Origin of the sequence: Marininema mesophilum, assembly GCF_900106775.1 — a bacterium.
In the GTDB taxonomy this organism is placed as follows: Bacteria; Bacillota; Bacilli; order Thermoactinomycetales; family DSM-45169; genus Marininema; species Marininema mesophilum.
This window is the reverse complement of the sequence record NZ_FNNQ01000004.1, coordinates 214,637-240,533: the sequence shown is the minus strand read 5'-3', so window position 1 is coordinate 240,533 and position 25,897 is coordinate 214,637. Positions and strand designations below refer to the sequence as shown.

The window sequence follows — 25,897 nt, the reverse complement described above, 5'->3', positions numbered from 1 at the left end:
ATTAAATGTGAAACGACTACATCCAATGGATTTATGGATGAGAATGGTTTGTTCCTTTGTTGGATACAAGCGAAATTTAAACGCTTTGTGCATGGATTTACCTCCCCTTTATCTAATTATATACGGGGATTGTCAGCCTTGCGAGAGGGAGATCTCCCCTCTCTCGTCTGACGCTCGCTTTCACCCCAACCCTGAAGGGCTGGGTTTTCCCGCTCGTAATCTATAACCTAAATAAGACTCATAACCCTGAATACTTCTTCCAGTTAATGAATTCAATAAATAGATGAGCTAAAAAAATCAACTTAACAGTTTTAATTAGTTTAAATAATTACCATTGCTTATTACTATTTTTGGTTCCGTTGCACCCCGTCTGGACATAAAAGTAAAGGAGAACGATAGGATGAAATTGAATTACATACGGGTCTCCTCTAAAGATCAAAAGGTAAACAAAGATGACTTAGGCCTTAATAAGGCCTAAGTCATCTTTGTTTACGTAGGTCAAGAATCGGTTGGTATCTTAGCTCCCTATTATCCATATAAACCGTTATGCTAGTCGATTTTTCAATTTCAAGATAGCAATGTAGTGTATAGCAAATAACCATTTAATCCTGCAATTACTAAGGCGATAAACCAGGATAGGATTTTCAACCATGAAGGATTTACGAATGCTCCCATTTTCTTGGAATCACTTGTGAATTTTACGAGGGGAATAACAGCAAAGGAGAGTTGCAATGAGAGGATAACTTGGCTCAATACTAACAATTGCATTGTGCCCTTTGATCCATACATCGCGGTTATGATGATGGCAGGTACAATCGCGATTAATCGAGTGATTAGACGACGAAGCCAGGGCTTTAATCGGATATTTAAAAAGCCCTCCATAACGATCTGCCCAGCCAGTGTACCAGTCAATGTAGAATTTTGACCTGCGGCTAAAAGAGCGATACCAAACAAGGTACTAGCAATCGTGGTTCCTAACAGAGGATCCAGTAGTTGATAAGCATCCCCTATATCTGCCACATCTGTATTCCCTGAGCGATGAAAGGTTGCAGCAGATAAGATTAAGATAGCCGCATTGATAAATAACGCAAAGAATAGTGCAACAGAGGAATCTATTGTCGCATAGCGAATAGCTTCTTTCTTGGCTGTAGGTGTTTTTTTATAGCGACGGGTTTGAACAATCGAGGAATGAAGGTAAAGGTTATGGGGCATAACCGTTGCTCCCAAAATCCCGATTGCAATATACAGCATTTCAGGGTTCTTTACTATCTCTGCACTTGGTATAAATCCTTGGGAAACACTCATCAAATCCGGTTTTGCCCACACCAGTTCTATACCAAAACAAATACCGACCGTCACAATTAAAGAAATCACTATAGCTTCAATATAACGAAACCCCTTATTTTGTAGGAGCAGTACCAGTAGTACATCCAATGCTGTAAGTATCACACCATACAACAAAGGAATACCGAATAATAAATTCAGAGCGATTGCAGTACCAATCAACTCTGCGAGGTCAGTAGCCGCTATAGCCAATTCACACAGCACCCATAACATCATCGATACGGGTTTACTATAGTGATCTCGGCAAGCCTGAGCCAAGTCTCTTCCAGTTGCAATCCCTAGTTTTGCAGCTAAAGATTGCAATAAAATGGCCATCACGTTGGAGATGAGTATAACAGATAGTAACGTGTAATTGAACAAGGAACCACCAGCAATATCGGTCGCCCAGTTACCAGGATCCATATATCCGACTGCAACGAGGTAGCCAGGTCCAAAAAAAGCGAGAAATTTACGTATCCAAGATCCTTTATTGGGTACAGGAATCGAACGATAAACTTCGGATAATGAGGGTTTCGTAGATGACTTTAACCAACCTTCCTCAGGAGGTGAATTCGCTGGTTCCTCTATTGTTCTTTCATTGTTTGAGAAGTCCACATTTCTTCCTTCCTTTTCCTCAATTCATTTCTTATAGCTGGCATCAAAAAAGTTGCCTTAAGCTAAATTAGCACAGGATCCCTGTATTGTAAAGGTGAATACAAGCCCTTTTTTCTGTAAGGGGGGATTATTGTAATCCCCCCTTACAGATGGCTTGCTATGTATTCTACCCTTGATTATTTTTATCGCTCAAGATAGAGTTGGAACAATCTCTGTTAAATAAGTGCATCAAAGAATAGCTGCAATAAAAGCTGATTAGAAAATACTAGGAGGAACTCATGATCCGTGCTGTCCTTTTTGACTTAGACGAAACCTTGCTAAACCGCAGTGCCTCTCTTCTTCGGTTTATCCGAGCGCAATACTACCACCACTTCTCAAAACTACAAGATATTCCTCCACATATATGGTGTGACCATTTCATCCAATTAGACGCAGGTGGATACGTATCGAAAGATCAAGTGTACCAGCAATTGCTACAGAAATGGCCCATTAAAGGATTAACCTGTGAAAACTTGTTAAAAGAGTATCGAAGCTCGTTTTCAAACTACTGTGTCAGTCATCCCTACGCCTGTCAGCTTCTTCAAAAACTCCAGAATGATGGGCTACATACAGGGATTATTACCAATGGGGAGACTTCTTTTCAAAAAGATAATATCCAAAGGCTAGGCCTCAGACCTTTCTTAGATGAGGTCCTAGTATCCCAAGAAGAAGGCTTAAAAAAACCGGACATTCTACTTTTCCATCGTTGTGCAGAACGATTAAATGTTTTACCTAACGAATGCCTCTATGTAGGTGATCATCCTGTAAATGATATAGAGAGTGCGCATCAGGCAGGGATGATATCGATATGGCTGCAACAATTAGCACCATGGCCTGCAGAACTCCCCTTCCCCAAAAACAATATTAGGAATCTAAGAGAATTGTTGCCTTTGTTGAGTGAAATGATGAATAAGGGGTGAACATTTCTCCGGACCTTCACTTTATATATAAACGCTGCATGATGCTATACCTCCTAATTGATTGATATTATTTATGCTTTTGCCAATTCCCATTACTAAAGAAGTTTACCTCCTTCTCCAGAATCCGCCCAACACTCTCAAGAGCATCTACTATCTTATCCAATTGCTCTGGGTCGAGTTTGGTAATAAGATGCCGGTTCCATTCGGCATATTGTTCGTAGATAGCACCCAGTACTTCTGCACCTTTCGGAGTAAGTTCAACCAGCTTTGTGCGTCGATCGGTCTGGTGGTCCTTATAGAGAGCCAGACCTTCATTTACTAATACATCTGCAACACGTTGCACGCTCTGACGTGCATGTCCCATATCACGAGCGATATTTGCCACTGTTTGGGGCTTATATCCAATGCGACCAAGAACCTGCCACCTGGCACTACTTTGATCAATTGAACGCGTGATAATGTCCCCGGAACGCATTAGTAACCCATTAATGTGGAATACACTCAGTGAAAATCTGCTCAGGATATCCTCTGGTTTGTCTATTGTATTCATGGAGGTAGACGCTCCGTACCTAGGACCATTTCAGTGCCATTGGCTATCTGGTATAGGAAATAGAAAAAAGCGTCCATTTTGGACGCTTTTTTCTATTTATACACTATTGAGAGTAGGTCTTTATTAATTACGAGACCTCTACTTTTTTAAGAAATTTCATATTGCCGTTCTTATCCACTTGAATATCATAGACGAACTTGCGATTTACTTTTTTCCCATTAAGCGTTCCATCGAACTGTCCATACATTGTGTGAATGCCTGGAGATGGCTTGAAGTTTTCAGGAGCGGTAAAAGAAACGCCCTCACCGTTATCGGTCACATTTTTCGAGTCTATATAGAGAGGTTCTTTTCGAGGTTTATTGTCAAAAAAGACAACTCCATAGGTTCCTTCAGCCTTATATGTTTTCCGTAAGAAAAAAAGGCTGAAATCTTTTTTGCCCTGAACATCTCCTGCAAGTTCAATCTCATCTCCTAAGGATTTTCCTACAGAGCCGTTATCTTTTCCGACAGCCTCATTTCCACTTGCGAAGGCTCCTGGAGTGGCAAGGGTGAAAAAGAACGCTAGGGCGACCATAAAGGGTAGGAAACGACGAACGTGTTTCATGAATATTCACTCCTTTAAAATAGTGTACCCCGATTGTAACAGATAAATAAAAATAAGCAAACCAATTTAATAATATAATTAATACCTTCCATTTAATATTATAATTAATGAAAAAGATTATTTTTCCATCATGTTAAATAAATTGCGCTTTGGTTCACAGTTGTTGGCTCTAGGCCTAGAGGAGCGAACGCCGATTTCGGGGCCGATTCTCCATTATTTGTATAAATAGACAACAAAAGCTCAATTTCTCAATTAAACTCAATTGTTTCTTGCACAAAAAATAACGCTTTCTTTATTTCACGAAAGCGCTAACTAGTCCAAGACAACAGCTACTTGTCGGTGGAGTTTGTTACAGCGAAATCGGTGGAGATGGCTTCCAACGAAGCGTCATCGGAGGACAAGCTAAGTTGACATGTCCTTTGTATGGCGTGGATTAATAAAAAATCCTTCAAATAGTCTCCTATGTAATGGAGAATCCTATTTGAAGGATTTTAAAGTCCATTACAGAATCGTACCATGCACTTCTTCGCCGATCATTTCGATGATCTCATTGTTGTCACCCATGAGAGCAACTTTAGGGCGATAGGTGCGAGCTGTTTTTTCATCCATCATTCCATAAGCGATCACAATGACCGTGTCCCCTGGCTGAACAAGGCGAGCGGCTGCACCATTTAAGCATACAACACCACTACCACGTGGGCCTGGAATGGCATAGGTTTCTAATCGAGCTCCATTGTTGTTGTTAACAATCTGAACCTTTTCGTTAGGTAGGATATCTACTCGATCCAAAATATCTTGATCGATGGTAACACTACCCACATAATTTAAATTGGCTTCTGTCACCGTCGCGCGGTGTAGTTTTGCTTTCATCATCGTTCTAAACATGATGCATCCTCCTTTCCAGTCCAGATCACATTATCGATCAGCCTGGTTTGCCCAAAGTGAACAGCAAGGGCTATAATCACTCGTTGGTCTTTGAGGTGCGTAATGGGCTGTAGATATGGGTAGGTGAGTGCTTCTACATACTCAATTTCTCCCAAAGGGGCTGTCTGTATCATCCCTTTGACGAGATCCACTACTTCATTTGCTTGGGTAATGTTGCCCTTTTCAACCTCTGTGGTCACTTTGGATAAGGCGTTATTTAGAATCGTTGCCTGGTTTCGCTCTTCTACAGATAGATACACATTGCGTGAACTCATCGCAAGGCCGTCAGGCTCCCGTAATGTTGGACAAGGTACGATTTCGATTGGGAAATTTAAATCCTCAACCATACATTGGATAATCGCCAACTGCTGTGCATCTTTTTGCCCAAAGTAAGCGTGGCTCGGTTGGATGATCTGGAACAGTTTTGCGACAACGGTAGCCACACCATCAAAGTGGCCTGGCCTGGAAGCACCACAAAGTCGCTCAGACAATCCTTTGACAGCAAGACTTACCTGGGTAGAACGTGGATACATCTCAGTCACAGACGGAGTAAAGAGGATATCTGCTCCCGCTTCTTCTGCAAGATGAGCATCCCGCTCTAAATCCCTTGGGTAGCGGTCCAAATCCTCACTGGGGCCAAATTGCAAAGGGTTCACAAACACCGAGACAACCACCCTGTCGCAATCTTTTCGCGCCTGCTCAATCAGGCTAACATGTCCAGCATGTAGGTATCCCATTGTTGGGACTAATCCAATGGAACCTTCTCTTTCCACAAGAGCTTGGCGCGCCTCGTGGATAGTCTCGATAATCCTCACTCGTCGCCCCCTCCTTTTTGGCCTCCATACAACTGCTGTAAAACATCATCCTTCATATGAAAAACGTGTTCCTCGCTTGGAAATATACCGCCTTTTACTTCTTCGACATAGGACTTAATTCCGTGTAAGCTAGCATTCCCTACGGCGGCATACGTTTTTACGAAGGAGGGATTGATATCACTGCCATATTGTAATAGATCATGATAAACCAGTACTTGACCATCACAGGCTCGTCCAGCACCGATTCCAATGACCGGAATACCGATGGATTCCGTAATCGTTTTAGCTAGTTCTTCAGGGACACATTCTAAAACAAGGGCAAAGGCTCCAGCTTCCTCTAACCTTTTGGCATCCTCATATATTTTTCGTGCAGCGCCCAAATCCCGCCCTTGAATGCGATATCCACCGAGTTGGTTTACCGATTGAGGGGTAAGCCCTAGGTGCCCCATCACTGGGATTCCTGCATCCACACAGGCTTTGACGGAGGAAATAATCTCCTCCCCGCCTTCCATCTTGACTGCACTGGTACCGCCTTCTTGCATAAGGCGTCCCGCCGCACGCAATACCTCATCTTTCGATAGATGAGCCGTTAAAAAAGGAAGATCCGTTACAACAAGGGCTTTTTTTGCCCCGCGTGTTACTGCTTTCGTATGATGGAGCATATCATCCAATGTCACAGGGACTGTGGAATCATAGCCGAGTACGACCATACCCAATGAGTCCCCTACCAAGATGATCTCTACACCCGCCTCCTCTGCCAATTTAGCAGAGGGATAGTCATAAGCCGTCACCATCGTAATCGCTTCTGACTCACTCTTCATGCGGCGTAGTGTGTGCAACGTTACTTTTTTTTCCTGTGCCATTTAGTGGCCCTCCTTTGGATTGCTCCAAAGCCGAGGATCCAGGTGAAACAACAAAGCGCCTTCCTTCCGTAGACACGGACAGGTAAGGCGCCGGTAATTGTCCAATCCGGTTCCTCTGTCTCCGTCCCGAAGGCTTAGAGCAGCATGATAGTTCATAAAAAAATCTAATCAATAAAAAAGTAGTAAGTAAAAAGGTGGGTTTGTGTGACTCCGTCTGGATGCCACCATTCCCATCTTTAGGGTAAACTAATTTCACCAAAATGACAAAGGAATCTTTTGTAACTTCACACCTCAATATCGGAGGAATAGATGGTTTGTACTCCTGTATTGGTCTCCAAGAGAAGGGCTCCATTTTCGGCAAGCCCTTTAGCGATTCCTTTTACAGAATGAAGGCCAGTCCGTACAGTAATCTCCTGCCCAATAATAGTAGCATACTGTTCCCATAATATACGGATCGGCGCAAAACCATGGTTCAGATACCCTTCATAGAGGGCCTCCAATTCCCCGCAGATAGCACCAATCAGCTCCGGACGGGAAAATGTTTTGCCTGCCTCAATGGCCAGTGAAGTAGCAATCAGTTTTAGTTCCTCTGGCCAGACACTCTCTGTTGCGTTTACATTAATCCCGATTCCTTGCACCACGTAGTGAACCTGATCCTGTTCCCCTCTGAGCTCTGTGAGTATCCCACAGATCTTTTTGCCATCAATCAGAAGGTCATTGGGCCACTTGATCCGTATATTCAGACCCGTTTGCTTCCGTAGTGCACGGGTTATCGCCACCGAGGTAAGTAAGGTCAACTGTGGTGCTTGATTAAGTGGAATTTGTGGACGGAGGATGAGACTCATCCAGATACCCGAATGAGTCGGTGAATGCCACATCCGCCCCATGCGACCACGACCAGCTACTTGCTCTTCAGCTAAGAAAAGGGAACCTTCAACCGCCCCCTCCTTCGCCCACTCATGGGCGAGGGGTTGTGTCGAAGCTACACTTCGTTGATAGCGCACCTTACGCCCTATATATTTGGTGTCTAAATGAGGAATCAGTTCTTCGGGAGCTACCCGATCAGGGCGATAAACTAAACGATAACCTGTCTTTGGCTTCGCCTCGATTTGATATCCTTCATTTCGCAATTCATTGATGTGTTTCCAGATGGCAGTTCGACTACAATCCAGACGTTGACTAATCTCTTCACCTGAAACATAGCCCTCTTTTTGCTCGAGGAGTAGCCTTACCATCTGTTCACGTATTCTCTTTCCCAAAACGACACCCCTCTTCAATCAACCGTTCTTTCTCGTTGGGAAGATCTCCGAGGGCCGCCTGTAACAACAACTCATGGAGGGCTTTCCCGATCCAAGCCCCAGGTTCAAAACCTGTGGCCTGGATGAGATCTCGACCATCAATCGCAAGTTCAGCAGCCGAGCGCACCGGCATTTCTTCATACCAACCTTGGATTCGTTTGTTTTGAAGATTCCTTTCCTCAGACGATAGCCCACTAATTCCTCCAGCCAACTCCACTCCCTGCCTGAGAGCATCCCATCCATGGAGCACAACTCTTCGTTTGGCTGCTCTCTCCGATTGCCAGTCTCTCGGCCTGATCGCTATCTGAAAAATGGCTGTGATCTGGCTGATCTCCTTGGAGGAAAGACGAAAACTTCGCAGGCAGGAAGAGAATGTTTCCTGATTCACGCCACACATCATGAGCAAACATGCCCACCTTGAGCCAGTTCCTTGTAGAGAATCCAATAAGGATAAAGGGTAGGTAGCTTCAGCTTGAATCCCTTCCCAACGATGAAAAGGAGGCAGAAAATTGAATAGTTGATGCTTCCATAAATGCTTCACCCCTTGGGAAGGAGAGGGAGATTGCAGGAGTTTTTTCATCTCTGCCACTACGCGCTCTACAGCTATTACCCTCAGATCTTCCTTTGTCCTTGAAAAGGCAGACTCAGTTTGTGGATCCATCGTAAAGTCCAATTGGGCAGCAAAACGAATCCCTCTCACCATTCGAAGAGCATCTTCTTTAAAGCGGTCCTCCGCTACTCCTACTGCCCGAATTTTCTTCTGGGCTACATCCTCTTGTCCGCCAAAGGGATCATATAGATTACCTCTACGGTCTTCTGCCATGGCATTAACCGTAAAATCCCGCCTGGATAGGTCTTCTTCAAGATCCGTAACAAACTCCACCGCATCGGGCCGCCGCTGATCCGAATACCCCTTCTCCCTACGAAAAGTGGTCACCTCTGTCATCCTACCTGTATGGAGAACACCCACCGTACCATGTTTGAGTCCTGTCGGCGCTGTCTTCTTAAAAACCCGTTGTACTTCCTCAGGGAGGGCATTTGTTGCTACATCGTAATCCGCCGGTTCACGACCCATCAGACGGTCTCGCACACAACCACCCACTAGATAAGCTTGATACCCCGCATCTTCCAGGGTTTCCAAGACTTCTAATGCGTACACAAGGGCGGGCTTCATATTTCCGTCCTCTTTTCGCCTGCAATCACGCGTTTATAGAGGGCCTCATATTGATCCGCTATTTTCTCAGCGCAAAAGTGTTCCTGGGCACGGGCTCGTCCATTTTCAGAAAAGTTACGATACAAATCAGGATCCGTCAACAAACGAATGGCATGATCCGCCATCGCATCTACATCACCCACATTGGAAAGAAATCCGGTCTTTCCGTCGGCAACCACCTCGGGAATTCCACCAGCATTTGATCCTACAGTAGGAACCCCACAAGCCATTGCCTCTAACGCAACCAGACCAAAGCTTTCTTTGGAAGACGGAAGGAGAAATACATCTGCCAAAGAGATGAGCTTGGCTACTTTATCTTGTTTTCCTAAAAAGACCACACGATCCATCAACCCTCGTTCCTCGGCCATATCCGTTGCTTGAGATAGATATGGCCCTTCACCAACAAGTAATAATTTGGTTGGTGTATGACGATGTACACGATCCAAAATACGGATCACATCAGGCACTCGTTTAACCGCTCGAAAATTAGAGATATGTAAGAGAATTTTTTCATCGGGTTGAGCATATTGGAGGCGAATATCCTTCACATCCTGAGGTGAATAAATGCGCTGATCCACAAAATTGTAGACCCGCTCTATGGGTTTATCCATGCATAATAATTCTTTTGTTTGCCGAATCAAGTCATCCGATACAGCGGTCACCGCATCACTCTGACGAATGCCGAAACAAATGATATCCCGTAAGGATGGATCTTCACCCAGCACAGTGATATCTGTTCCATGCAAAGTGGTAACCACTTTAAAGGAGTTGTCAGACATCTCTTTAGCAAGATACGCACAAATCGCATGGGGAACCGCGTAGTGAACATGGATCACATCCAGAGAGTGAAGTTTGGCCACCTGAGCCATCCGACTCGCAAGTGCTAAATCATAGGGAGGATACCGAAACACCGCATATCGATTCGCCTCCACCTCATGATAATGGATATTATGATTAAAGGATCCCAATCGAAAAGGCATATCATAGGTCACAAAGTGGACTTGATGCCCACGTTCAGCCATTAATTTACCTAATTCCGTGGCAACAACACCGGACCCGCCATGACTGGGGTAACAGGTAATCCCGATACGCATCTTTTTTCCCCTTCCACTCTTCTCCATTACACCACTCGATCCATTCGGAGTGGCGTTTCGGAAACTAGCCCTTCCCCGTGACTAGTCCCAATTTGATGTCCCCATAGTTGATCCCGCCCTTCTACCATAGCGAGATAAGTGGGCCGATTAAGTGGAGTATCCGCTCGACCGGGACCGGGGATAAATTGGCTCTCAAAGGCGAGGATTGCCTCTCGCTTTTGGGAGTATACCTCGCTGATATCCACGATTAAATCAGCTTCCGAAATATCATTGATAAAATAATAGTATACCTGTGACACACGATGAGGCTCCATCCCCGCCTCGGCTGCTTTTTTACGTATGGCAGCATCAAAGACGGCTTCCTTCACCATCTTGCTACATGCAGTATGGTCTGGGTGACGATCCTTCCAATAGGGTGCTAACACAATACGGGGCTTCCACTGACGAATCAAATTTACCATCGCATTTATTTGCTCAAGTGAACCGGTTAAGCCTCTATCTGGAAAGCCCATCCGATGACGGGCAGTCAAGCCTAGTATCTCTCCCGCACGCTCACCTTCTACTTCACGGGTCTTAATATCTCCATTGCTCGATAGATCCCCAGCAGTCAGATCACAGATTCCTGTGCTGACTCCAAGGGTACTATGTTTAGCCAAGATTCCACCCGCTCCGATTTCAACATCATCTGGGTGGGCGCCAAAGGCCAGGATATCAATGCTCCTTCCACTCATCCCCTATTCTCCTCCTCCTTCTGTCGCACAACCTCTCGCCAGGAGAAGCCTCCTTTATCAATAGATCGGATGAGAATTTCCGCTCCTGCGATATTGGTGGCTACTGGTACATTGTGAACATCAGCTAATCTCAGTAATGCGAGGATGTCTGGTTCATGGGGTTGTGAAGTTAATGGATCACGGAAAAATAGAATGCAATCCATTTGATTCTCCGCCATCAATGCACCAATCTGTTGGTCGCCCCCAAGAGGACCTGACCGAAAACGGTGCACAGATAACCCTGTAGCCTCCTGGATCTTGGTTCCTGTCGTTCCAGTTGCATAGAGTGTATGTTCTTTTAAAATCCTTTGATAAGCAATTGCAAACCTTACCATGATTTCTTTTTTCTGATCATGGGCAATTAGGGCGATATTCATTCCTTCACCTTCCCTTCTCATCACATCGGAGATCGCTATTTACTCTCCTTGTTCCCTCTCATTTTACTCTAACCCTAATTATGAAGAAAGCCCCGCCAAACTTTGGCGAGGCCCCTACGCTTTATCAGTGAGATCGAGGGGCTCGCCAACCTCAGACAATTGCCCTGCTAAAGCATCTTCACGGACTCGATCCAACCACTTTATTTCTGCCCTTCCTATCTCAATGATACCCATCATCATATGAAGGATTACCCGCGAAACCTGGGGGATATGTTCTTCATATATCCTTTCCATCCCCTCTACGCCGGCTTTTATTTCTTCCATCTGTATCCGTAGCATTTCCGCAATTTGCAGAGGATCACCCAGTTTTGCAAAAGCGAGTGCTGCGTATAAGGGGTGATACCGTCTTTCACTAGAAGTAAATTGCTGAATCAACAACCGTTGAAACTCTTCACGCCCTGCTTCAGTGATTCGATAAATCGTTTTTTCAGGACGGTTACACTCTCGAACAGTCTCTATCACTTTAATGTACTCTTTTTTCTCCAACTGAGTAATTGCATAGTAGAGCGAACCCTTCGGTAACTTGATATAATGGTCCATCACTCGTTCTTTCATAACTTGACTGATCTCATAAGGGTGTTTATCCCCTTCCATCAGTAGCCCTAGAATGACCAACCGAACGGACATAGAGAAATTAACCCTCCTCGCCTACAGGATCAGACAACTTCGAAGCTGATTCCTTTTGAGCAGGTTTTTTAATGATTAGCCTTTGGCTTCCCATCAGGAAAATCAAAACCATGGCAAATCCGATTGGTATGAGCGACCATTGAAAAACCGTTGCGATAGAATCTGCAAACGCTCGGCTCATCTGATCCAGTATTTGAGGTGGGAGATATTTTCTCACTTCCGGTTGCAAAAGTGCCTGAGGACTGATTTCCCCTGTTGGATTCATTTTCTTCAAGCCAGCGATCACCTTACCGAGGTCGCTAGTCAACAAATGGTTTTGGATCGCTCCAAACACAGTGATGCCTAGTGTCATCCCAATCATTCGAAAAAAGGCGACAGCGGAGTTGGCCACCCCACGTTGCCGGACATCTACCGAGTCGATTGAACTCATACTGAGCAAAGGAAAGGATACTCCCATCCCAATCCCTGTGATAATCATAAAAAACGTTACCATCCAACGAGAAGTATCTACCGTTAGCGTACTTAGGAGAAGGATCCCGGTAAACAATAGGGCGCAAGAACCCACCATAATCCTTCGATACGAAGTAACCGTCACAAGCCGTCCACCTGTCTGGCTACCAGCCACTACCCCCAGCATCATCGGCATTAAAATCAGTCCACTATTGGTGGCTGATCCACCAAATACCGCTTGCACGTATAACGGGATAAAAATGGTAGCCACTACAAATACCGAACCATATAAAAAACCGATCCCTTGACTCGTCGCAAACAATCGAATTTTAAATAAGTCTAGCGAGATAATCGGTTGTGACGCACGAGACTCTACATATAGAAAGATCCCTAACAAGATAGCGAAGGCTGCAAATAATCCAATGGTGATTGGAGAATCCCAGGCGATCTTCTTGCCTCCCAGCTCCAAGGCAAACATCAGGCTGACTATGGCAGTAACCAACAGTCCTGCACCCAACCAGTCGATCTTTTGCCGCTTACGCTCTAAGGATTCATGATAAGACCGCCAGATAAAGATGAAGGAGAGAATCCCTAAAGGGATATTGATAAAAAAGACCCACCGCCAATCAAAATAATCCGTAATTAACGCACCGAGTAAGGGACCAAAAACACTAGAGATACCAAATACCGCTCCAAAGAGAGCAGACATTTTTCCTCGTTTTTCTGGTGGGAAAATATCAAAGATAATCGTAAATGCGATGGGCATAAGCGCTCCGCCACCCAGCCCTTGAATCGCACGCGAGATACTTAGTTGTACCATTGATTGTGATAGTCCACACAGTATGGAGCCAATAATGAACAACGATAGACCTGTGATGTAGAAGGATTTTCGTCCATACATATCGGATAATTTCCCAAAGATCGGCATACCTGCAACACTGGCAATCATATAGGCAGATGTAACCCAGATAAAATACTCCAGTCCGCCTAAGTCTGCAACGATGGTTCCCATTGCAGTGGCCACGATCGTATTATCCATCGCGGCCATCAGAATTCCCAACAGTAGGCCAGCCACCACCCCATTAACACGACTCTTCGCATGCATCATCTCTCTTACCCCAACTCCTATCCATTCACTAAAATAATCCTATACAAATTATTATATTCAAATTTGACTATTTTACAAGATGTTTGCCGACTGAAAGCCCACGGTTTCAACACGGCGTTTGCTAACTGGCTTCTTTTGCACCCAGAGGTCAATAAGGCAACCAGCACGATCTTTAAGGAGTTTTCAGATCAATCATTTCCATCGGCTGTTGTCAATCAAACCATTCGTGAAGTAAAGTCTCAAAAGAAGAATCAGCATGCGAAAACTTTTCGCAAAAGATGGTGTTGCTTCGCAATCAAAACTTAACGATTGAAAAAAAGGAACTCTATACCGTCTCTTTTCCCACGCTTGAAAAACGTATCGGCGTTCCAATCGAAAAGAGGTAAACTAGGAAAATCAAAAAAACTACAAGCGATTAAGAAATCAAAGAACAAAGAATCGCGTTGGATGGAAGATCAGAATCATAAAATGAGCCGTCAAATCGTTGATCATGCACTCGTCAACGGTGTTGGAGTAATTCGCATGGAAGATTTGACGGACATTCGTAATACTGCAAAGTCAAAGAAGAAAGATCAAGGCAGGAACCTTCATTCAATGTCTATTTTCTGTAGTATTCGGAGGTACTTTATGGTGGTTTGTTTGTATTACAAACTTGTTTACCTCATCACGCTGTTAGGCCTACAACTGTGACCTAAAGCGTAATTTATTTAAAATGATGGGGAAATAATCTTTTTTACTAATTATAATATTAATAAAAAGAGGCCTTTAAATAAGACCTCTTTTTGGAATAACTAGTTACTTTGCGTTCTTTTTATTCTTCACTGTCACATCCTCTTTTTTTACTGGAACGGTATATCTATAAGAAGATTTTTTTGATCCGTCTACATTTATAAATTTGGGTTTTCCTGTATCCTGATCCACAAGGTTGATATCAACAAAATAACTCAATCCGTAACCGGCCTTCCATTCTCCTGCTCCACTGAAGTGTACTTTTTTCGCTTCATCGTCAAGTGTTAGCTCAGATGGCATTTGATACCCTTTATCTTTGGCCTCTTTGAAGAGATCATACACATCTTTTACAGCAGCCTTTTGCGGAGCTATGAAAGCTAAGCGACCACTTAGGGTAGCCTTTAGGTTTACTTTTCCTATGCCTCTTACTCGTTGCAAATATACGGTTGCGATGGCTTTGGTGTGAGCTGGAATACTAATATTTTGTTCAGGATAGGTATAAGTTGATGTAGAGGTTATCCTATGGGGGCTAGAATCACTGTAGTTATACTCACCAAATGCGGAAGATAGTCCAAAAATATCTTTAACCGTTGCACTCAGAACCGGTCCTTTTTCGGCTTTCCAACCCTTTATTGTGGTTGTTGTTACACTATCTGTCAAGTCCTTTTTAAACGTTGGAATGTTTTGATTTATGGATTCGTTGCTAGAATTTTCGAGTTCAGCCTCCCCCATCAACACGACGTTCTGAGTGAATTGTAACGGTTCCCCAACTGGCTCAGCTGTTACATCTGTAATTTGCATATCTGTCGTATTCACATCTGCTGCTCGCCAATTTGTTTTAGAAAAGGTGTCTATCGCTTCCTTATCAAAATCAATGAATTGTGGGTCAGCAGCAGAAGCTTTTGTGTCCATGACCACACTTACACTAATCGCAATTAGAAAAGCCGTTAACCCAGTAGCCACTTTTCTTTTGACATTTTTCACGATATCCTCTCCCTTTTTCTTAATTTAGTCTTACTTTTTTAATTATAAAGTAAATGAAAGAGATGTGCTTGCTTTATTTTGGTCAAATTTCACTTGTGTAACATCTGTAACAGCAGAAATCAATATTACGCGACTTGGGTGACAGTTTTCTCGTCGATCCTACTCTATTCTTCTAACTTGGGGTCCTGCCGACAAAACCAGACATTATACGGTGATACATTTTATGGAATATAAAATCATCATGGTTTGAACAAATTGCGCTTCGTGTCACGGTTGCTGGTTTTCCCCTTACTAGGGAAATTTAGGATTTGTCTAACTAACATTTTCTTATTTTAATAATTATCATCCTTATTAATTAATAAAATATATAAGCTCAAAATACTAAATAAAGTGATAATTAATGTTGCTAATGTTAAACCTATATACTGAACCATTACTCCGTATATAGCTGAAAGAAGAGGAGGAGGAATACGCAAAATCATACTTCTAAAGCTACTAACCCTTCCCATGAATTCATTTGGCACTTCCCGTTGATAAATAGAGTTGATAATAATTTGAATAACAACTGCCATCAAACCGATTAAAAAAAATGATAATAGGGTTATAATTTCGTTGAATAAAATTGTTGGAATCAGAGTAAGCAAGCTATAAATAAAAATTAATAGAGGTATATGGTGTAAATTGATTTTTGTTTTTTTGAGTAAAACCCCTATTGTAATAGATCCTAAGACAGATCCTCCCATATAAAGGCTATTCATTAGCCCTAAGTAGTTACCTGGTTGAAAGATCGTTGACCTTTGAGATATAAGGGTCATTTGAATAGTAAGTATAGAAATAGGTATATTAATTATGACAATATAATAAATAGATTTTTTTAAATCTAACGAAGCTTTTTTCGCAATATATTTCCATCCACTTTTTAGTTCCTTTCGTATATTTAACTTTTTGCTTGATTTTTGCATTTTTCGTTCATAAACAATGAATGATATAAAAATAAGCGAAATAAGATAAGAAAAAGCATTTATTATAAAAATCCATTTTATATCAAAGCTACTTGCAATAGCTCCACCAATTAAGGCTCCAGCAATTTTTGAAAAGTCTATAATCATTTGTTTGACACTATTAGCTACCAATAATTCCTCTGGTTCTTCTACAACGCTTTTCAATACAACTAAACTGCTAGGATCAAAAAAAGTCGAAACAGAATAAATTAAAAAAACAACTACATATATACCTATTAAACCCACATAATTTAGATCCCATAGAAAAAATAAAATAATTAATATAATGAACCTTAATAAATCTGAAATCATCAATGTTTTCTTCGGATTTAATTGATCTACCTGAACTCCAGCATACAAAGAAATGATCAAAAAAGGGAGAACTTGGGCGAGTGTAAGCCAGCTAATAGCAACTGGGGAATGAGTTTGCTGGTATATAGCAACAAGAATTCCTACAGCCATTATGGCATCACCGATACTTGAAAAAAAAGCTCCAGAAATAAGATGTCGGAATGGTTTATTCATCTTTAATAGGGTAAGCATTTTTCCCCCTGACCAAATTAATTTCAGAAGGGAGGGATAGTCCCCTTCCTTCTGAAATTTCACTTATTATACTAGTTATAGAAAGTGCCGTAAAATCCTTGGCTTCAGTACCCCAATTCTCATTGAAAAATCCATTCTGCGAGGTTTTAAGAAGCAGGCATTGGTGTCGGAGTAGGTTTTCCGTTAGAGTCCTTATATTGATTATCTAGATATTTTCGGATCTCTAAATCACTCTTTCCTTTCTCTTTCAGTTCCGCTGTTTTTACAGCTACATCTAAACAAGTCGAACATTTCGTTCCGTGGGAATCCCAGGTGATTTTTCCGTCTTTTTTCAGTTCGTGAACAAAACAATCGAGATTGTTTTTGTGGCCTACGCTTTCACCACAACCACAATAGCAAGGCATTTTTTCAAGGGTTTTCGCATGTTTAGCAGCTAATCGATATACTCTCTTCACATCCGAATTGGTTTCGTTGAGAAAGGATGGAAGATGCTCCTTCCCAGCTGTCGCCTCACGAATATCCCCATTTACCTCATGTTGCTGATGACTTTCTTTCATTGATTCTTTTTTTGGCTGATTATTTTGACATCCTACTATAATGGTTGCCCCGACTAAAGCGGGGACAAGCAACCATCCTATGGATCGAACCCCGAAGCGTTTCACCACATCAAATCCCCCTTCCATCTTGCCACTCTTATTCATCTCTAGTTTACAATACAGTTTTAAAAAGAGAAATGAGACAGCGAATAAAAAGAATCAAAGAAAGTTCACAACTTTGGTATTCTTCCCTCAAGGAAATTATTCCCTCTGCAAAAACCTTGATCCCTAAAAGAAAACCAGTGTATTATTCAACTACAACACTATATCACCCATTCAATGTAATGTTCATTATTCATTAATAAATGGGCAAGGAAGGGTACCATTGACATCGCATGCAGAAACACTCCATAACGAGGGTCAAATAGTCCAACGAACCAGAAAAGGACTTTGGGTCTATTTCAGCATCTAGAATTGACAACCAGGACACTCCATCTAAGAGTACGGAAAAAATTCCCTTTGAGAAACCCCTTGATATGTATTAGTGAACTAATGTACTATGTCATTGGAACACAATAACTATTCATAGGAGTGATTATTCATGAAACATTTTCGTCGTTTTCTACCTTTTGCAGCAGCCTTTGCGCTCTTTGCCACCGTCGCGACCCCGGCTGCTTTTGCCAGTGGAGGTGGATATGATGGAGCATCCAAACAGCTAGGTATCGATTCCAAGAAAGCTACCTACTCTCAGGATCATGCGAAATGGGCTAAATACTCTGATGATCAAGAGAACCGCTTAGCCATAACATCCTCCGATCATCAAGAGAACCGCTTAGCCGCAACATCCTTCGATCATCAAGAGAACCGCATTGCCGTAACATCCTCTGATCATGTCAAACATGAAGGCATAACATCCTTAAATCATGACAAGAAATATGTAATGCACTCTGACGATGACAAGGAACATGTATATGGCGTGAAATGTGAAGAAGATTAAGGGTAGCGGGACATACACACCCTTATAGGGCTGTAAAAACCAGAACGGCTCCTAGAACTAACTAGGAGTCGTTTAACGATCATGCCTCACTAGAGGACTAAAAATTAAAAAAGGAAGATTACCATGACATCACAAGTAGAAGCATCCCGTACCGAGGGTGAAATAGTGCAACGAGCTAAAAAAGGACTTCGAGTCTATTTCAGTATCTTGCTTGTTACAGTCGCTATCATGTCTACCGTATTATACATCAACCCAAACCCCCTATTTATCACGTTTGGATACATGTTTACGCCCGCCGTGTCTGCCATTTTAACCCGTATCATCCTCAAAGAAGGGTTTAAAGACGTTTCCTTTAAACTTGACCGGAAAGTATGGAAATTCATTGGTTTAGCTTTTGTAATCGTGACCGTAATGTGGTTGGTCATTCACTCCATTGCCTCGTTTTTCGGATTGTCCGAGTTCCAAATTCCTCAAGGTGGTGGTATTGCAAAATCGATTGTCTACAGTATATTGGGGCAATATCAACTGACACCACTGAATTTCCCAATAATACTCGTTGTAGCTTCTATTCTATCTAGTTTGGTGACTTTGATCCCCGTTATGGGGGAAGAACTCGGTTGGCGGGGTTTTATGCTCACACGGTTAATCGATGCCAAAGTGAAATACCCCGTCCTCATGAGCGGATTGATCTGGTTGTTATGGCACGCTCCGATCCTTATATTAAATATAGGAGGAGCGGCTAAAATGGCTGTTGGAGTTATCTTAAGTGGCCTTTTAACAGCTTTCCTTGTAGGCCATTTTCGATTGAGTTCAGGTAGCATCTGGCCTGCGGCTATAGCCCATGCCTCCAATTCCTTTGCACTTGCGATTCCATTAAGAACGAGTGAAACTGTCAATTTGATGCCTCTGATTCAATTTCCCATTTTAGCTATTACTGTTATTCTTTTGTACAGAACCATTAAGCTCCCCAAGCCTTTATGGCAAAATCACACGCGGTAAACGATTCGTAGGGTCGCGTAACTCTATCGCCGATAGCAGCTACTGTATACGAATGTCCACAGTATCCCCAGAAGGTAGACAGTGAAAAAAGTCCATCTTAAAGATGGACAAAGTCATTGTTTATCGGAGGGGATTTTCTTATGAAACAGTTTGGCGATCTTTTCCTTGTGAATACCGAGAAAAGATCGCCGCATAAAAAGGTTCTTTTCTATTGTCTACTTGACGGGGTCAATACCACTTTCCTTGGTTCTTTTTTATTTAAAGATCAAGGATCTTCTCAAGCCCATAGACAAGACCCCTTCGACTCATCACATCCTCTATGGCAAGCTTAACACCTGGCATAAAGGATTCACGGTGAAGGGAGTCATGGCGGATGGTCAGGAGCTGCCCAGCATCTGAGAAAAGAACTTCCTGATGAGCGACCAGCCCTGGAAGTCGCACACTATGTACCCGATAGCCATCTTTATAGCCTCCGCGGGCTCCTTCAAGGGTTTCTTTTTCCTCTGGATGACCCTGCTTTAATTCTTGGCGCTCCTGGGAGATTAACTCCGCCGTCTTAAGAGCCGTGCCGGAGGGAGCATCTAGCTTACGGTCATGATGCATTTCGATGATTTCCAAATGTGGCATATAGCGAGCCGCTTTCGCAGTAAAAACCATCATCAATACGGCGCCAATCGCAAAATTGGGAGCGATAATTCCACCGATCCCTGCCTCTTGACAACGACTGTCCAACTCTTGGATCTCTTTTTCTGTTAATCCTGTTGTACCCACTACAGGGCGAACACCGTAGCTGATTGCTTTTTCAGTATTCTCATACACCAAGTCAGGGGTGGTAAAGTCCACGAGGACATCAGGCCCTTGTGCTAAGACATCATCGAGTGAATCTGTCAACGGCACCTCTACACGGCCGATCCTGATTACTTCCCCTACATCTTGGCCAACCTTACTTCTTGCGGTTGCACCCACTAGCGTGAGATTTTCTTCCCGCTGAATTAACTTCACCACTTCTTGCCCCATACGCCCCGTAGCGCCAGCTACGGCTACTTTGATCGGTGCCATATCGCTGCGGTGTGAACGTGATGCGTCCAACCGCCTTGCCTCCTTTTTTACGGTAAATCGAGTTACGATTCCTGTCTCGTCCAGCGATCTTTATCCCGTGTATTGTACTTTTCCATCACTTTTTGGAAAGCATCATCCAGTTGGATATCAAGGGAATTAGCAAAACACATCGTGATAAAGAGAATATCCCCCAACTCCATTTCGATGCTGTTCTCTTTTTCCTCTGCTTTTTTTGGTTTTTCACCAAATTGATGGTTTACCTCTCGGGCAAGTTCCCCCACTTCTTCTGTCATCCGTGCGAGCATTGATAGTGGATGGAAATAACCCTCTTTAAACTGTGAGATGTAGTCATCTACCTCTTTTTGCATCGAATTCATTGTCCGTTTTTCCACTTTCCGCCCTCCCTTTGTCCATTCCATCCTACCCGATCCCCCTACAGAAAACAAATAATCTACTTTTGTCCAGGCCAGCACCCGGTTCTCTTCAAACGAGAGGTTCATAGGATATCCAAATTAGCATTTTGGGAATAGGGGAAACTCTTATGAGTGCTCAGACAAATAACTCAAGAGTAGGTAGAGCAGGTATTTACTTAGCATCCTATATGAAGAAGCGAATCCAATTGGATCCGCTTCCGCCCTATTTTACTACTTTTAATCTGGATTGCTCGACCCATAGCTCCTCTGTATAATATAAGTCAGCTCAAGCCCCTCAATAAACGAACTTTTACTCATTGAAAGGAATCGAATCGACCAAACTAACCATAAGGAGGCAAAGGATCATGAACCTCAATACAAAACAGTCTTTGCAAAAATGGATCTGGGATCTTGCTGCAATCCTGCTCGGTTCATTTATTTTCTCGCTAGGCATTAACTATTTTGCGATTGCTAATAAACTTGCAGAAGGCGGATTCACAGGAATCGCCCTCATTCTTTATTATTTATTCAAATTGCCTCCGGGCCCTGTCATCCTAGCGCTTAATATTCCTCTTTTCATAGTGGGATATAAGGTTTTTGGTAAACGGACATTTATCTTAACCATCTTTGGGACGATTGCTGTCTCATTCTGTCTCTCCCTTACCCAAAATTGGGGAGAACCGATACCAGGTGATCCACTTCTTGCCGCTCTATATACAGGGGTACTTGTCGGAGGGGGACTCGGTATTATTTTCCGTGTAGGAGGTACTACCGGAGGGGTGGATATTATTGCTCGGCTAGGCAATAAGTACTTGGGCTGGAGTATCGGCCGCACCATGTTCCTCTTTGATCTGTTAGTGATTGGTGTTTCCTATTTTTTCATTGGTCGTGAAAAGGCCATGTATACCGTCGTTGCTGTCTTTATTGGTTCGCGTGTCGTCGACTTTGTCGTCGAGGGATTGGATAGCCGGAAAGCTGTCACCATCATTTCTAACTCTGCTGTTTCCATCTCTGACAAAATCACTACAGAAATGGAACGAGGCGTCACCCTTTTAAAAGGACGTGGTGGTTATACTGGAACAGATAAAGAGGTCTTGTACATCATCCTCAGCCTACCAGAGCTTTCACGAATGAAGCAGCTCGTCCATGCAATCGACCCGGATGCCTTCGTTGTTGTTCATGATGTTCGTGATGTATTGGGTGAAGGATTTACCTTTGAAAGACCCTAATTTTATAGACGCCCACGGACTCGACGATAACCTAAACGATAGTTACGCCAACCCACATAACCAAGCACTAGGGCAATCACTGTACCCAGCACCGTAGCAGCGGGTATAATGGGCGGCATATTCGTCATACCAAAAGCCACTACATCCTTCTCCGGTCCATAGATCAGTGGCGTAATCATCTTCTCCCAATTACGAAGGGGTTCAGATAAGTGACTGGGAGAAATTGTTCCCTTCTTTGTTAATTGACTACGGAAAAATTGCTCAACAGAGCGTACCTTCTGTACTGTAATAGGTTGGCGGGAGACTTCAATAGCAGGCATCACTAGCTTCATATGTTCGATCAACCCTTTTAAGGAGGCTTTTATGGCCTCCCTTTCGCCGTTTTTGAGGGATTTTTTCACCCTAGCGATATCTGAACGAAAGGTGGATTCATACTGCAACCACACCGGTTGGTTGGGATGAGCTAACGCATCAAAGGCAAGGGAAAGACGAGTCGACGCCTCACTCGTATCCCCTTGTTGGGGCATCACTCGATTTAATTGCCCTTCCATACTTACCAGACTATCCGAAAGTGCCCGAATTCCCTGAACGGAGACTTTCATTTCCGAAAAATCCGCTTGTGAAAAGCTCTTTGCTAACTTCTTCATCTCACTCCTAGCCTTTAAATAACTAGAAGGATTCCCTTCTTGCACCCAATTGTGGATGAAGGAAGCTTGTTTTGCCCAGTGAGAAGATGGGTCATCTGACGCCTCTACATCCCTTAAACCCCACCCCCACCCTATACAACAACACAGAACAATGAGCCAGCTTCTTTTAAACCATCGATACATGATTCCACACCTCCATCCACTAAACCCATCCTTTCTATCATCCTATGCGAAGCCTGTCCTCTCCATGAAAAAAGAATCCCTGTGGCTTTCAGCCGCAGGGATTCTTTCATCATCCACCATTAACCCATTGTCGGAGGACGTTGGTTCTCCCATAGGAGGGGAGTATCCCACTTACGCTCTTTACGCTCAGATAGGCCTATATAGGCAAATAGCGCCAAACTCACCAAGGATAAGATTACCGTAAATAGTGCAATGGACGACTCTACTCCATAGAGAGTAACGGGTAACCACGGGTGTAGATTCCATCCTCCATAATCCATTTCATCGTTTAACAGCGTCCATGCCCCAACAATCGCTAAATGATGCCATTTAAAAGTGAAAAATCGACTATACAAAATCCCTTCAACCGCCATTGCCAAATGGGAAGTCATCAACATCCAATCCGTCCATTGCAGAGCGGAGAGAAACGGGATATCTGCACGAGCGGCTCCAACGATGATCATGATTACAGCCCAGATCCCATACTTAAACAACGTCACTCCAGCAAAAGCCTCCATGAGAGGACTCCGGCGATGGATCAGATAAAGAAACAGCACGATGGTAATCCCGGCACTCGCTGTTGGACTATCCGGGACAAAGATAAGGAGACTCGGTTTGGTCATAGCCAATTGATTTTTGTACCAGTAATAGCCATACAATGTCCCCAATAGATTCACTAAAAACAAGAGGAGCAAAAAATTACGATCATCTAATTTACTAATAAAGAATTGCCAAGCGTTCCGAATCATATAAGGACCCTCTTCTCACCATAGAACTTCCCAATTAGAAAAAGCCCGGCGGGTAGCCGGGATGGAAACTTATTGTTCTTCTGTAATCTTTCTGCCAGTTTTCTGCTTGGATAACCAATCCGCCAACTGCTTTTTCTCCAAAGCAGTTCCTTGGAACATCCCTGCAGGCATATTCCCTTTCCCTTCGTCCATAATCTTCATAATCTCTTTTGGTTTGTAGTAATCCCCTACCCCACGCAAAGGTGGCCCTTGGAGACCTTCAAGGTTCTGTCCATGACAGTTTACGCAAGCATTATTTTTATAGATATCGTACGCAGGATCTCGTTGATCAACGATTTTCGCCTCTGCTTCACCCTTAGGGAGTGATGCAAGCTGCTTTTCATGTTCGTCCCATGCAACCCATGTTAGAGCGACTGTCCCAATCAGAGCAAGAAACATAATCCCTGTGGTTATTGGCCGCTTCATCGGACGCCGTTCTTTTCCAGTATCCAACCACGGAACCAGAAAGAGGGCTCCAAAAGCCAACATCGGAACAATTGCAGTACCTATCACCACAAAAGGACCTGACGCCCACTTAAATTTCAGTAGCTCATAGAGAAACAGGAAATACCAGTCAGGGACAGGTAAGAAGCCCGTATTCGTTGGATCTGCTTGTTCCCCAATTGGCGGCTCTTCGGTCATCACAAGGGCCATAAAACCGACAAGCACAACAACGGCAACCATCCATTCCTTTAACAGGAAGTTTGGAAAGAAAGCCTCTGTCTTACCAGGAAACTCGGAATAGTCCTTGGGAACCATCTTCTCCTTCTTTTCGATTACCCGTGAATCTCCAACATAATTGATTTCTTTGTCATTATCATGATGATGTGCCATGGTTTTTCACCCCTCACATATCAGGCTTAAAGCGGACCCGAAATACCTTGTCTGCGGATCAATACGAAGTGGGCCCCCAGTAAACCCAGAAGCACCGCGGGAAGGAAAAATACATGGAGTGCAAAGAATCGAGCCAATGTTTGCGCCCCAACGATTTCTCCCCCTTGTAGGAAAGTAGCAATCGCACCTCCCACGTAGGGGACACTCGCCGCAATTTGAATCCCTACCTTGGTAGCGAAGTAGGCTTTGTTATCCCAAGGCAATAGATAACCGGTAAAGCCTAGACCCAGCATGACGAAGAAGATCGACATCCCAATTACCCAGTTAAACTCCCGGGGATGTTTGTATGATCCTGTAAAAAATACACGCAGTGTATGTAGGAACAACATGACGATGGAGACACTAGCTCCCCAGTGATGCATCCCCCGTACGATCTGGCCGAAAGCGATTTCATTTTGTAAGTAATCAACACTTTTCCAAGCATTTTGGATATCAGGAACATAGTACAAAGCAAGAAACATACCGGATAGAATTTGAATGACGACAATAAAGAAAGTGAGCCCACCGAAACAATAAATGAACGCTGAAAAATGATGGGCAGGGTTAACATGCTCTGGTACTTCATGATCCGCGATATCACGCCACATCGGTGTGATATCTAAGCGCTTGTCTAACCATTCATAGGCGTTTTTCAACATGGTTTATACCCCCTTACCCTCGTTCTTTCACTGCGCCCAGAAGGAGTCTTCCACCTTCGATTTTGGTAGCGTATACATCTAGCGGCTTAGGAGGTGGTGTTCCTGGGACGTTAACACCATCCTTAGTATATTCCCCACCATGGCAAGGACAATAGAACACATTGGTGCGCCCGCCACCTTCCCATTTTACAGTACATCCCAAGTGCTTACAGATAGGAGAGAGGGCTAGGATTTCACTACCTTCTTTTAAAACCCAAGCGGTTGCCTTCTCCCCGCCCTTCTCTTGGTACCAACCATCTTTTCGCTGAATGCGAAATTCGACAGCCTTTGGTTTGCTTCCAAATTCACTTACAGTACCAATGTCGACAAATTTTGTATCCGACCCCTTTTGCAGAAGCGGATCAATTGCAAAACGCACCATTGGAAACAACATACCAGATCCGAGGAAACCGGCAGTACTCGCGATGGTATAAGTCAGAAACTTACGACGCGACATCCCCGGCTTCGCCTGTTTATTCTCGCTCAAGACTCGTCCGACCTCCCTCTATGCGGTTACCCTTTAAACCGG

The 25,897-nt window shown here is 43.5% G+C and carries 29 protein-coding genes and 2 pseudogenes; 7 read left to right on the top strand and 24 right to left on the bottom strand.

The genetic code is table 11. The features are described 5' to 3' along the window. Positions 1–93 (bottom strand): helix-turn-helix domain-containing protein (locus BLV90_RS05975; RefSeq protein ID WP_143035003.1); only part of this gene is annotated, 93 nt, incomplete at its 3' end. A gap of 128 nt (positions 94–221) precedes the next feature. Between BLV90_RS05975 and BLV90_RS16510 the strand changes: the two are divergent. Further along, positions 222–287 (top strand): annotated as a pseudogene (locus tag BLV90_RS16510) (glutamine amidotransferase); the annotation flags it as partial. A gap of 280 nt (positions 288–567) precedes the next feature. On the opposite strand, the gene BLV90_RS05970 reads toward BLV90_RS16510, so the two are convergent. Continuing rightward, the gene (locus BLV90_RS05970; protein WP_091737801.1) at positions 568–1,911 is read right to left on the bottom strand and encodes an Nramp family divalent metal transporter; all 1,344 of its coding nucleotides are present in this window, start codon (positions 1,909–1,911) and stop codon (positions 568–570) included. A 305-nt stretch (positions 1,912–2,216) separates the two neighbouring features. On the opposite strand from BLV90_RS05970, the gene BLV90_RS05965 reads away from it, so the two are divergent. After that, the gene (locus BLV90_RS05965; RefSeq protein ID WP_091737744.1) at positions 2,217–2,897 is read left to right on the top strand and encodes an HAD family hydrolase; all 681 of its coding nucleotides are present in this window, start codon (positions 2,217–2,219) and stop codon (positions 2,895–2,897) included. 67 nt (positions 2,898–2,964) lie between these two features. Here the strand turns inward: BLV90_RS05965 and BLV90_RS05960 are convergent, their stop codons facing one another. The 12 genes from BLV90_RS05960 to BLV90_RS05905 form a co-directional block, all read right to left on the bottom strand. Next, a complete protein-coding gene (locus BLV90_RS05960) occupies positions 2,965–3,372 on the bottom strand; it encodes a MarR family winged helix-turn-helix transcriptional regulator (protein WP_245726261.1) in 408 nt (135 codons plus the stop codon). Positions 3,373–3,574: 202 nt separating this feature from the next. After that, positions 3,575–4,051 (bottom strand): hypothetical protein, encoded by a 477-nt coding sequence (locus BLV90_RS05955; RefSeq protein WP_091737737.1) that lies wholly within the window; start codon positions 4,049–4,051, stop codon positions 3,575–3,577. Between the two features lie 501 nt (positions 4,052–4,552). Next, a complete protein-coding gene (gene panD, locus BLV90_RS05950) occupies positions 4,553–4,936 on the bottom strand; it encodes an aspartate 1-decarboxylase (RefSeq protein ID WP_091737734.1) in 384 nt (127 codons plus the stop codon). After that, positions 4,921–5,790 carry a pantoate--beta-alanine ligase gene (gene panC / locus BLV90_RS05945; RefSeq protein WP_091737731.1) on the bottom strand — a complete coding sequence of 290 codons (870 nt, stop codon included), beginning with the start codon at positions 5,788–5,790 and terminating at the stop codon, positions 4,921–4,923. The genes panD and panC overlap by 16 nt, the downstream gene beginning before the upstream one ends. Next, a complete protein-coding gene (gene panB, locus BLV90_RS05940) occupies positions 5,787–6,653 on the bottom strand; it encodes a 3-methyl-2-oxobutanoate hydroxymethyltransferase (protein ID WP_091737730.1) in 867 nt (288 codons plus the stop codon). The genes panC and panB overlap by 4 nt, the downstream gene beginning before the upstream one ends. Positions 6,654–6,937: 284 nt before the next feature. Next, the gene (locus BLV90_RS05935) at positions 6,938–7,888 is read right to left on the bottom strand and encodes a biotin--[acetyl-CoA-carboxylase] ligase (RefSeq protein ID WP_425433864.1); all 951 of its coding nucleotides are present in this window, start codon (positions 7,886–7,888) and stop codon (positions 6,938–6,940) included. A 4-nt stretch (positions 7,889–7,892) separates the two neighbouring features. Continuing rightward, positions 7,893–9,125 carry a CCA tRNA nucleotidyltransferase gene (locus BLV90_RS05930; RefSeq protein ID WP_091737723.1) on the bottom strand — a complete coding sequence of 411 codons (1,233 nt, stop codon included), beginning with the start codon at positions 9,123–9,125 and terminating at the stop codon, positions 7,893–7,895. After that, complete coding sequence (gene bshA / locus BLV90_RS05925; RefSeq protein ID WP_091737720.1) at positions 9,122–10,258, bottom strand: N-acetyl-alpha-D-glucosaminyl L-malate synthase BshA; 1,137 nt, start codon at positions 10,256–10,258, stop codon at positions 9,122–9,124. Before bshA ends, BLV90_RS05930 begins: the two co-directional genes overlap by 4 nt. Before the next feature lie 26 nt (positions 10,259–10,284). Further along, positions 10,285–10,989 carry a bacillithiol biosynthesis deacetylase BshB1 gene (gene bshB1 / locus BLV90_RS05920; RefSeq protein WP_091737717.1) on the bottom strand — a complete coding sequence of 235 codons (705 nt, stop codon included), beginning with the start codon at positions 10,987–10,989 and terminating at the stop codon, positions 10,285–10,287. Next, complete coding sequence (mgsA, locus tag BLV90_RS05915; protein ID WP_091737798.1) at positions 10,986–11,405, bottom strand: methylglyoxal synthase; 420 nt, start codon at positions 11,403–11,405, stop codon at positions 10,986–10,988. The genes bshB1 and mgsA overlap by 4 nt, the downstream gene beginning before the upstream one ends. Positions 11,406–11,519: 114 nt before the next feature. Beyond that, positions 11,520–12,092: a PadR family transcriptional regulator gene (locus BLV90_RS05910; RefSeq protein ID WP_091737713.1), complete on the bottom strand. Its 573-nt coding sequence runs from the start codon at positions 12,090–12,092 to the stop codon at positions 11,520–11,522. A 7-nt stretch (positions 12,093–12,099) separates the two neighbouring features. Beyond that, positions 12,100–13,650 carry an MDR family MFS transporter gene (locus BLV90_RS05905; RefSeq protein WP_091737710.1) on the bottom strand — a complete coding sequence of 517 codons (1,551 nt, stop codon included), beginning with the start codon at positions 13,648–13,650 and terminating at the stop codon, positions 12,100–12,102. On the opposite strand from BLV90_RS05905, the pseudogene BLV90_RS05900 reads away from it, so the two are divergent. Continuing rightward, a pseudogene (locus BLV90_RS05900) lies at positions 13,642–14,244 on the top strand (hypothetical protein); the annotation flags it as partial. The gene BLV90_RS05905 and the pseudogene BLV90_RS05900 sit on opposite strands and share 9 nt — an antisense overlap. A gap of 201 nt (positions 14,245–14,445) precedes the next feature. Here BLV90_RS05900 and BLV90_RS05895 read toward each other — a convergent pair. From BLV90_RS05895 to BLV90_RS05885, 3 genes are all read right to left on the bottom strand, one after another. Next, positions 14,446–15,363, bottom strand: a complete 918-nt coding sequence (locus tag BLV90_RS05895; RefSeq protein WP_091737707.1) for an ETX/MTX2 family pore-forming toxin — start codon at positions 15,361–15,363, stop codon at positions 14,446–14,448. 332 nt (positions 15,364–15,695) lie between these two features. Then, on the bottom strand, positions 15,696–16,907 hold the full coding sequence (locus BLV90_RS05890; RefSeq protein WP_091737703.1) for an MFS transporter: 1,212 nt from the start codon (positions 16,905–16,907) through the stop codon (positions 15,696–15,698). Positions 16,908–17,053: 146 nt separating this feature from the next. Next, on the bottom strand, positions 17,054–17,545 hold the full coding sequence (locus tag BLV90_RS05885; RefSeq protein WP_425433863.1) for a PCYCGC motif-containing (lipo)protein: 492 nt from the start codon (positions 17,543–17,545) through the stop codon (positions 17,054–17,056). Between the two features lie 499 nt (positions 17,546–18,044). Here BLV90_RS05885 and BLV90_RS05880 point away from each other — a divergent pair, with 499 nt between their 5' ends. Both BLV90_RS05880 and BLV90_RS05875 read left to right on the top strand, forming a co-directional pair. Then, entirely contained in the window at positions 18,045–18,440 is a 396-nt protein-coding gene (locus BLV90_RS05880; RefSeq protein WP_091737697.1) for a hypothetical protein, read from the top strand. A 123-nt stretch (positions 18,441–18,563) separates the two neighbouring features. Beyond that, the gene (locus tag BLV90_RS05875; RefSeq protein ID WP_091737694.1) at positions 18,564–19,439 is read left to right on the top strand and encodes a CPBP family intramembrane glutamic endopeptidase; all 876 of its coding nucleotides are present in this window, start codon (positions 18,564–18,566) and stop codon (positions 19,437–19,439) included. A 258-nt stretch (positions 19,440–19,697) separates the two neighbouring features. On the opposite strand, the gene dapB is transcribed toward BLV90_RS05875, so the two are convergent. Both dapB and BLV90_RS05865 read right to left on the bottom strand, forming a co-directional pair. Further along, a complete protein-coding gene (gene dapB / locus BLV90_RS05870) occupies positions 19,698–20,498 on the bottom strand; it encodes a 4-hydroxy-tetrahydrodipicolinate reductase (protein ID WP_091737795.1) in 801 nt (266 codons plus the stop codon). Between the two features lie 62 nt (positions 20,499–20,560). Beyond that, on the bottom strand, positions 20,561–20,917 hold the full coding sequence (locus tag BLV90_RS05865; RefSeq protein ID WP_091737691.1) for a nucleotide pyrophosphohydrolase: 357 nt from the start codon (positions 20,915–20,917) through the stop codon (positions 20,561–20,563). A gap of 122 nt (positions 20,918–21,039) precedes the next feature. On the opposite strand from BLV90_RS05865, the gene BLV90_RS16160 reads away from it, so the two are divergent. Together BLV90_RS16160 and BLV90_RS05860 are read left to right on the top strand one after the other, a co-directional pair. Beyond that, positions 21,040–21,186 carry a hypothetical protein gene (locus tag BLV90_RS16160; RefSeq protein WP_177167918.1) on the top strand — a complete coding sequence of 49 codons (147 nt, stop codon included), beginning with the start codon at positions 21,040–21,042 and terminating at the stop codon, positions 21,184–21,186. 90 nt (positions 21,187–21,276) lie between these two features. After that, on the top strand, positions 21,277–22,140 hold the full coding sequence (locus BLV90_RS05860; RefSeq protein ID WP_091737688.1) for a YitT family protein: 864 nt from the start codon (positions 21,277–21,279) through the stop codon (positions 22,138–22,140). 2 nt (positions 22,141–22,142) lie between these two features. Here the strand turns inward: BLV90_RS05860 and BLV90_RS05855 are convergent, their stop codons facing one another. From BLV90_RS05855 to BLV90_RS05835, 5 genes are all read right to left on the bottom strand, one after another. Then, positions 22,143–22,970 (bottom strand): sporulation protein YpjB, encoded by an 828-nt coding sequence (locus BLV90_RS05855; protein ID WP_091737685.1) that lies wholly within the window; start codon positions 22,968–22,970, stop codon positions 22,143–22,145. A gap of 119 nt (positions 22,971–23,089) precedes the next feature. Then, a complete protein-coding gene (locus tag BLV90_RS05850; RefSeq protein WP_091737682.1) occupies positions 23,090–23,758 on the bottom strand; it encodes a DUF1405 domain-containing protein in 669 nt (222 codons plus the stop codon). Between the two features lie 69 nt (positions 23,759–23,827). After that, positions 23,828–24,631 carry a menaquinol-cytochrome c reductase cytochrome b/c subunit gene (locus BLV90_RS05845; protein WP_091737679.1) on the bottom strand — a complete coding sequence of 268 codons (804 nt, stop codon included), beginning with the start codon at positions 24,629–24,631 and terminating at the stop codon, positions 23,828–23,830. A gap of 26 nt (positions 24,632–24,657) precedes the next feature. After that, entirely contained in the window at positions 24,658–25,329 is a 672-nt protein-coding gene (qcrB, locus tag BLV90_RS05840; RefSeq protein WP_091737676.1) for a menaquinol-cytochrome c reductase cytochrome b subunit, read from the bottom strand. A gap of 13 nt (positions 25,330–25,342) precedes the next feature. After that, positions 25,343–25,825, bottom strand: coding sequence for a Rieske (2Fe-2S) protein (locus tag BLV90_RS05835; protein ID WP_143035004.1), 483 nt, complete (start codon positions 25,823–25,825; stop codon positions 25,343–25,345). Positions 25,826–25,897 lie beyond the last annotated feature (72 nt).

What these genes read in the sequence shown, in the direction of transcription:
- bshA (WP_091737720.1), bottom strand. Translation starts at nt 10,258, where the DNA reads ATGCGTATCGGGATTACCTGTTACCCCAGTCATGGCGGGTCCGGTGTT.
- BLV90_RS05875 (WP_091737694.1), top strand. Translation starts at nt 18,564, where the DNA reads ATGACATCACAAGTAGAAGCATCCCGTACCGAGGGTGAAATAGTGCAA.
- BLV90_RS05935 (WP_425433864.1), bottom strand. Translation starts at nt 7,888, where the DNA reads ATGGTAAGGCTACTCCTCGAGCAAAAAGAGGGCTATGTTTCAGGTGAA.
- BLV90_RS16160 (WP_177167918.1), top strand. Translation starts at nt 21,040, where the DNA reads ATGAGTGCTCAGACAAATAACTCAAGAGTAGGTAGAGCAGGTATTTAC.
- panD (WP_091737734.1), bottom strand. Translation starts at nt 4,936, where the DNA reads ATGTTTAGAACGATGATGAAAGCAAAACTACACCGCGCGACGGTGACA.
- BLV90_RS05965 (WP_091737744.1), top strand. Translation starts at nt 2,217, where the DNA reads ATGATCCGTGCTGTCCTTTTTGACTTAGACGAAACCTTGCTAAACCGC.
- BLV90_RS05865 (WP_091737691.1), bottom strand. Translation starts at nt 20,917, where the DNA reads ATGGAATGGACAAAGGGAGGGCGGAAAGTGGAAAAACGGACAATGAAT.
- BLV90_RS05845 (WP_091737679.1), bottom strand. Translation starts at nt 24,631, where the DNA reads ATGGCACATCATCATGATAATGACAAAGAAATCAATTATGTTGGAGAT.
- BLV90_RS05960 (WP_245726261.1), bottom strand. Translation starts at nt 3,372, where the DNA reads ATGCGTTCCGGGGACATTATCACGCGTTCAATTGATCAAAGTAGTGCC.
- bshB1 (WP_091737717.1), bottom strand. Translation starts at nt 10,989, where the DNA reads ATGAGTGGAAGGAGCATTGATATCCTGGCCTTTGGCGCCCACCCAGAT.
- BLV90_RS05890 (WP_091737703.1), bottom strand. Translation starts at nt 16,907, where the DNA reads ATGCTTACCCTATTAAAGATGAATAAACCATTCCGACATCTTATTTCT.
- BLV90_RS05860 (WP_091737688.1), top strand. Translation starts at nt 21,277, where the DNA reads ATGAACCTCAATACAAAACAGTCTTTGCAAAAATGGATCTGGGATCTT.
- BLV90_RS05910 (WP_091737713.1), bottom strand. Translation starts at nt 12,092, where the DNA reads ATGTCCGTTCGGTTGGTCATTCTAGGGCTACTGATGGAAGGGGATAAA.
- BLV90_RS05905 (WP_091737710.1), bottom strand. Translation starts at nt 13,650, where the DNA reads ATGATGCATGCGAAGAGTCGTGTTAATGGGGTGGTGGCTGGCCTACTG.
- BLV90_RS05930 (WP_091737723.1), bottom strand. Translation starts at nt 9,125, where the DNA reads ATGAAGCCCGCCCTTGTGTACGCATTAGAAGTCTTGGAAACCCTGGAA.
- qcrB (WP_091737676.1), bottom strand. Translation starts at nt 25,329, where the DNA reads ATGTTGAAAAACGCCTATGAATGGTTAGACAAGCGCTTAGATATCACA.
- BLV90_RS05955 (WP_091737737.1), bottom strand. Translation starts at nt 4,051, where the DNA reads ATGAAACACGTTCGTCGTTTCCTACCCTTTATGGTCGCCCTAGCGTTC.
- dapB (WP_091737795.1), bottom strand. Translation starts at nt 20,498, where the DNA reads ATGGCACCGATCAAAGTAGCCGTAGCTGGCGCTACGGGGCGTATGGGG.
- BLV90_RS05850 (WP_091737682.1), bottom strand. Translation starts at nt 23,758, where the DNA reads ATGATTCGGAACGCTTGGCAATTCTTTATTAGTAAATTAGATGATCGT.
- mgsA (WP_091737798.1), bottom strand. Translation starts at nt 11,405, where the DNA reads ATGAATATCGCCCTAATTGCCCATGATCAGAAAAAAGAAATCATGGTA.
- panB (WP_091737730.1), bottom strand. Translation starts at nt 6,653, where the DNA reads ATGGCACAGGAAAAAAAAGTAACGTTGCACACACTACGCCGCATGAAG.
- BLV90_RS05835 (WP_143035004.1), bottom strand. Translation starts at nt 25,825, where the DNA reads ATGTCGCGTCGTAAGTTTCTGACTTATACCATCGCGAGTACTGCCGGT.
- BLV90_RS05880 (WP_091737697.1), top strand. Translation starts at nt 18,045, where the DNA reads ATGAAACATTTTCGTCGTTTTCTACCTTTTGCAGCAGCCTTTGCGCTC.
- BLV90_RS05855 (WP_091737685.1), bottom strand. Translation starts at nt 22,970, where the DNA reads ATGTATCGATGGTTTAAAAGAAGCTGGCTCATTGTTCTGTGTTGTTGT.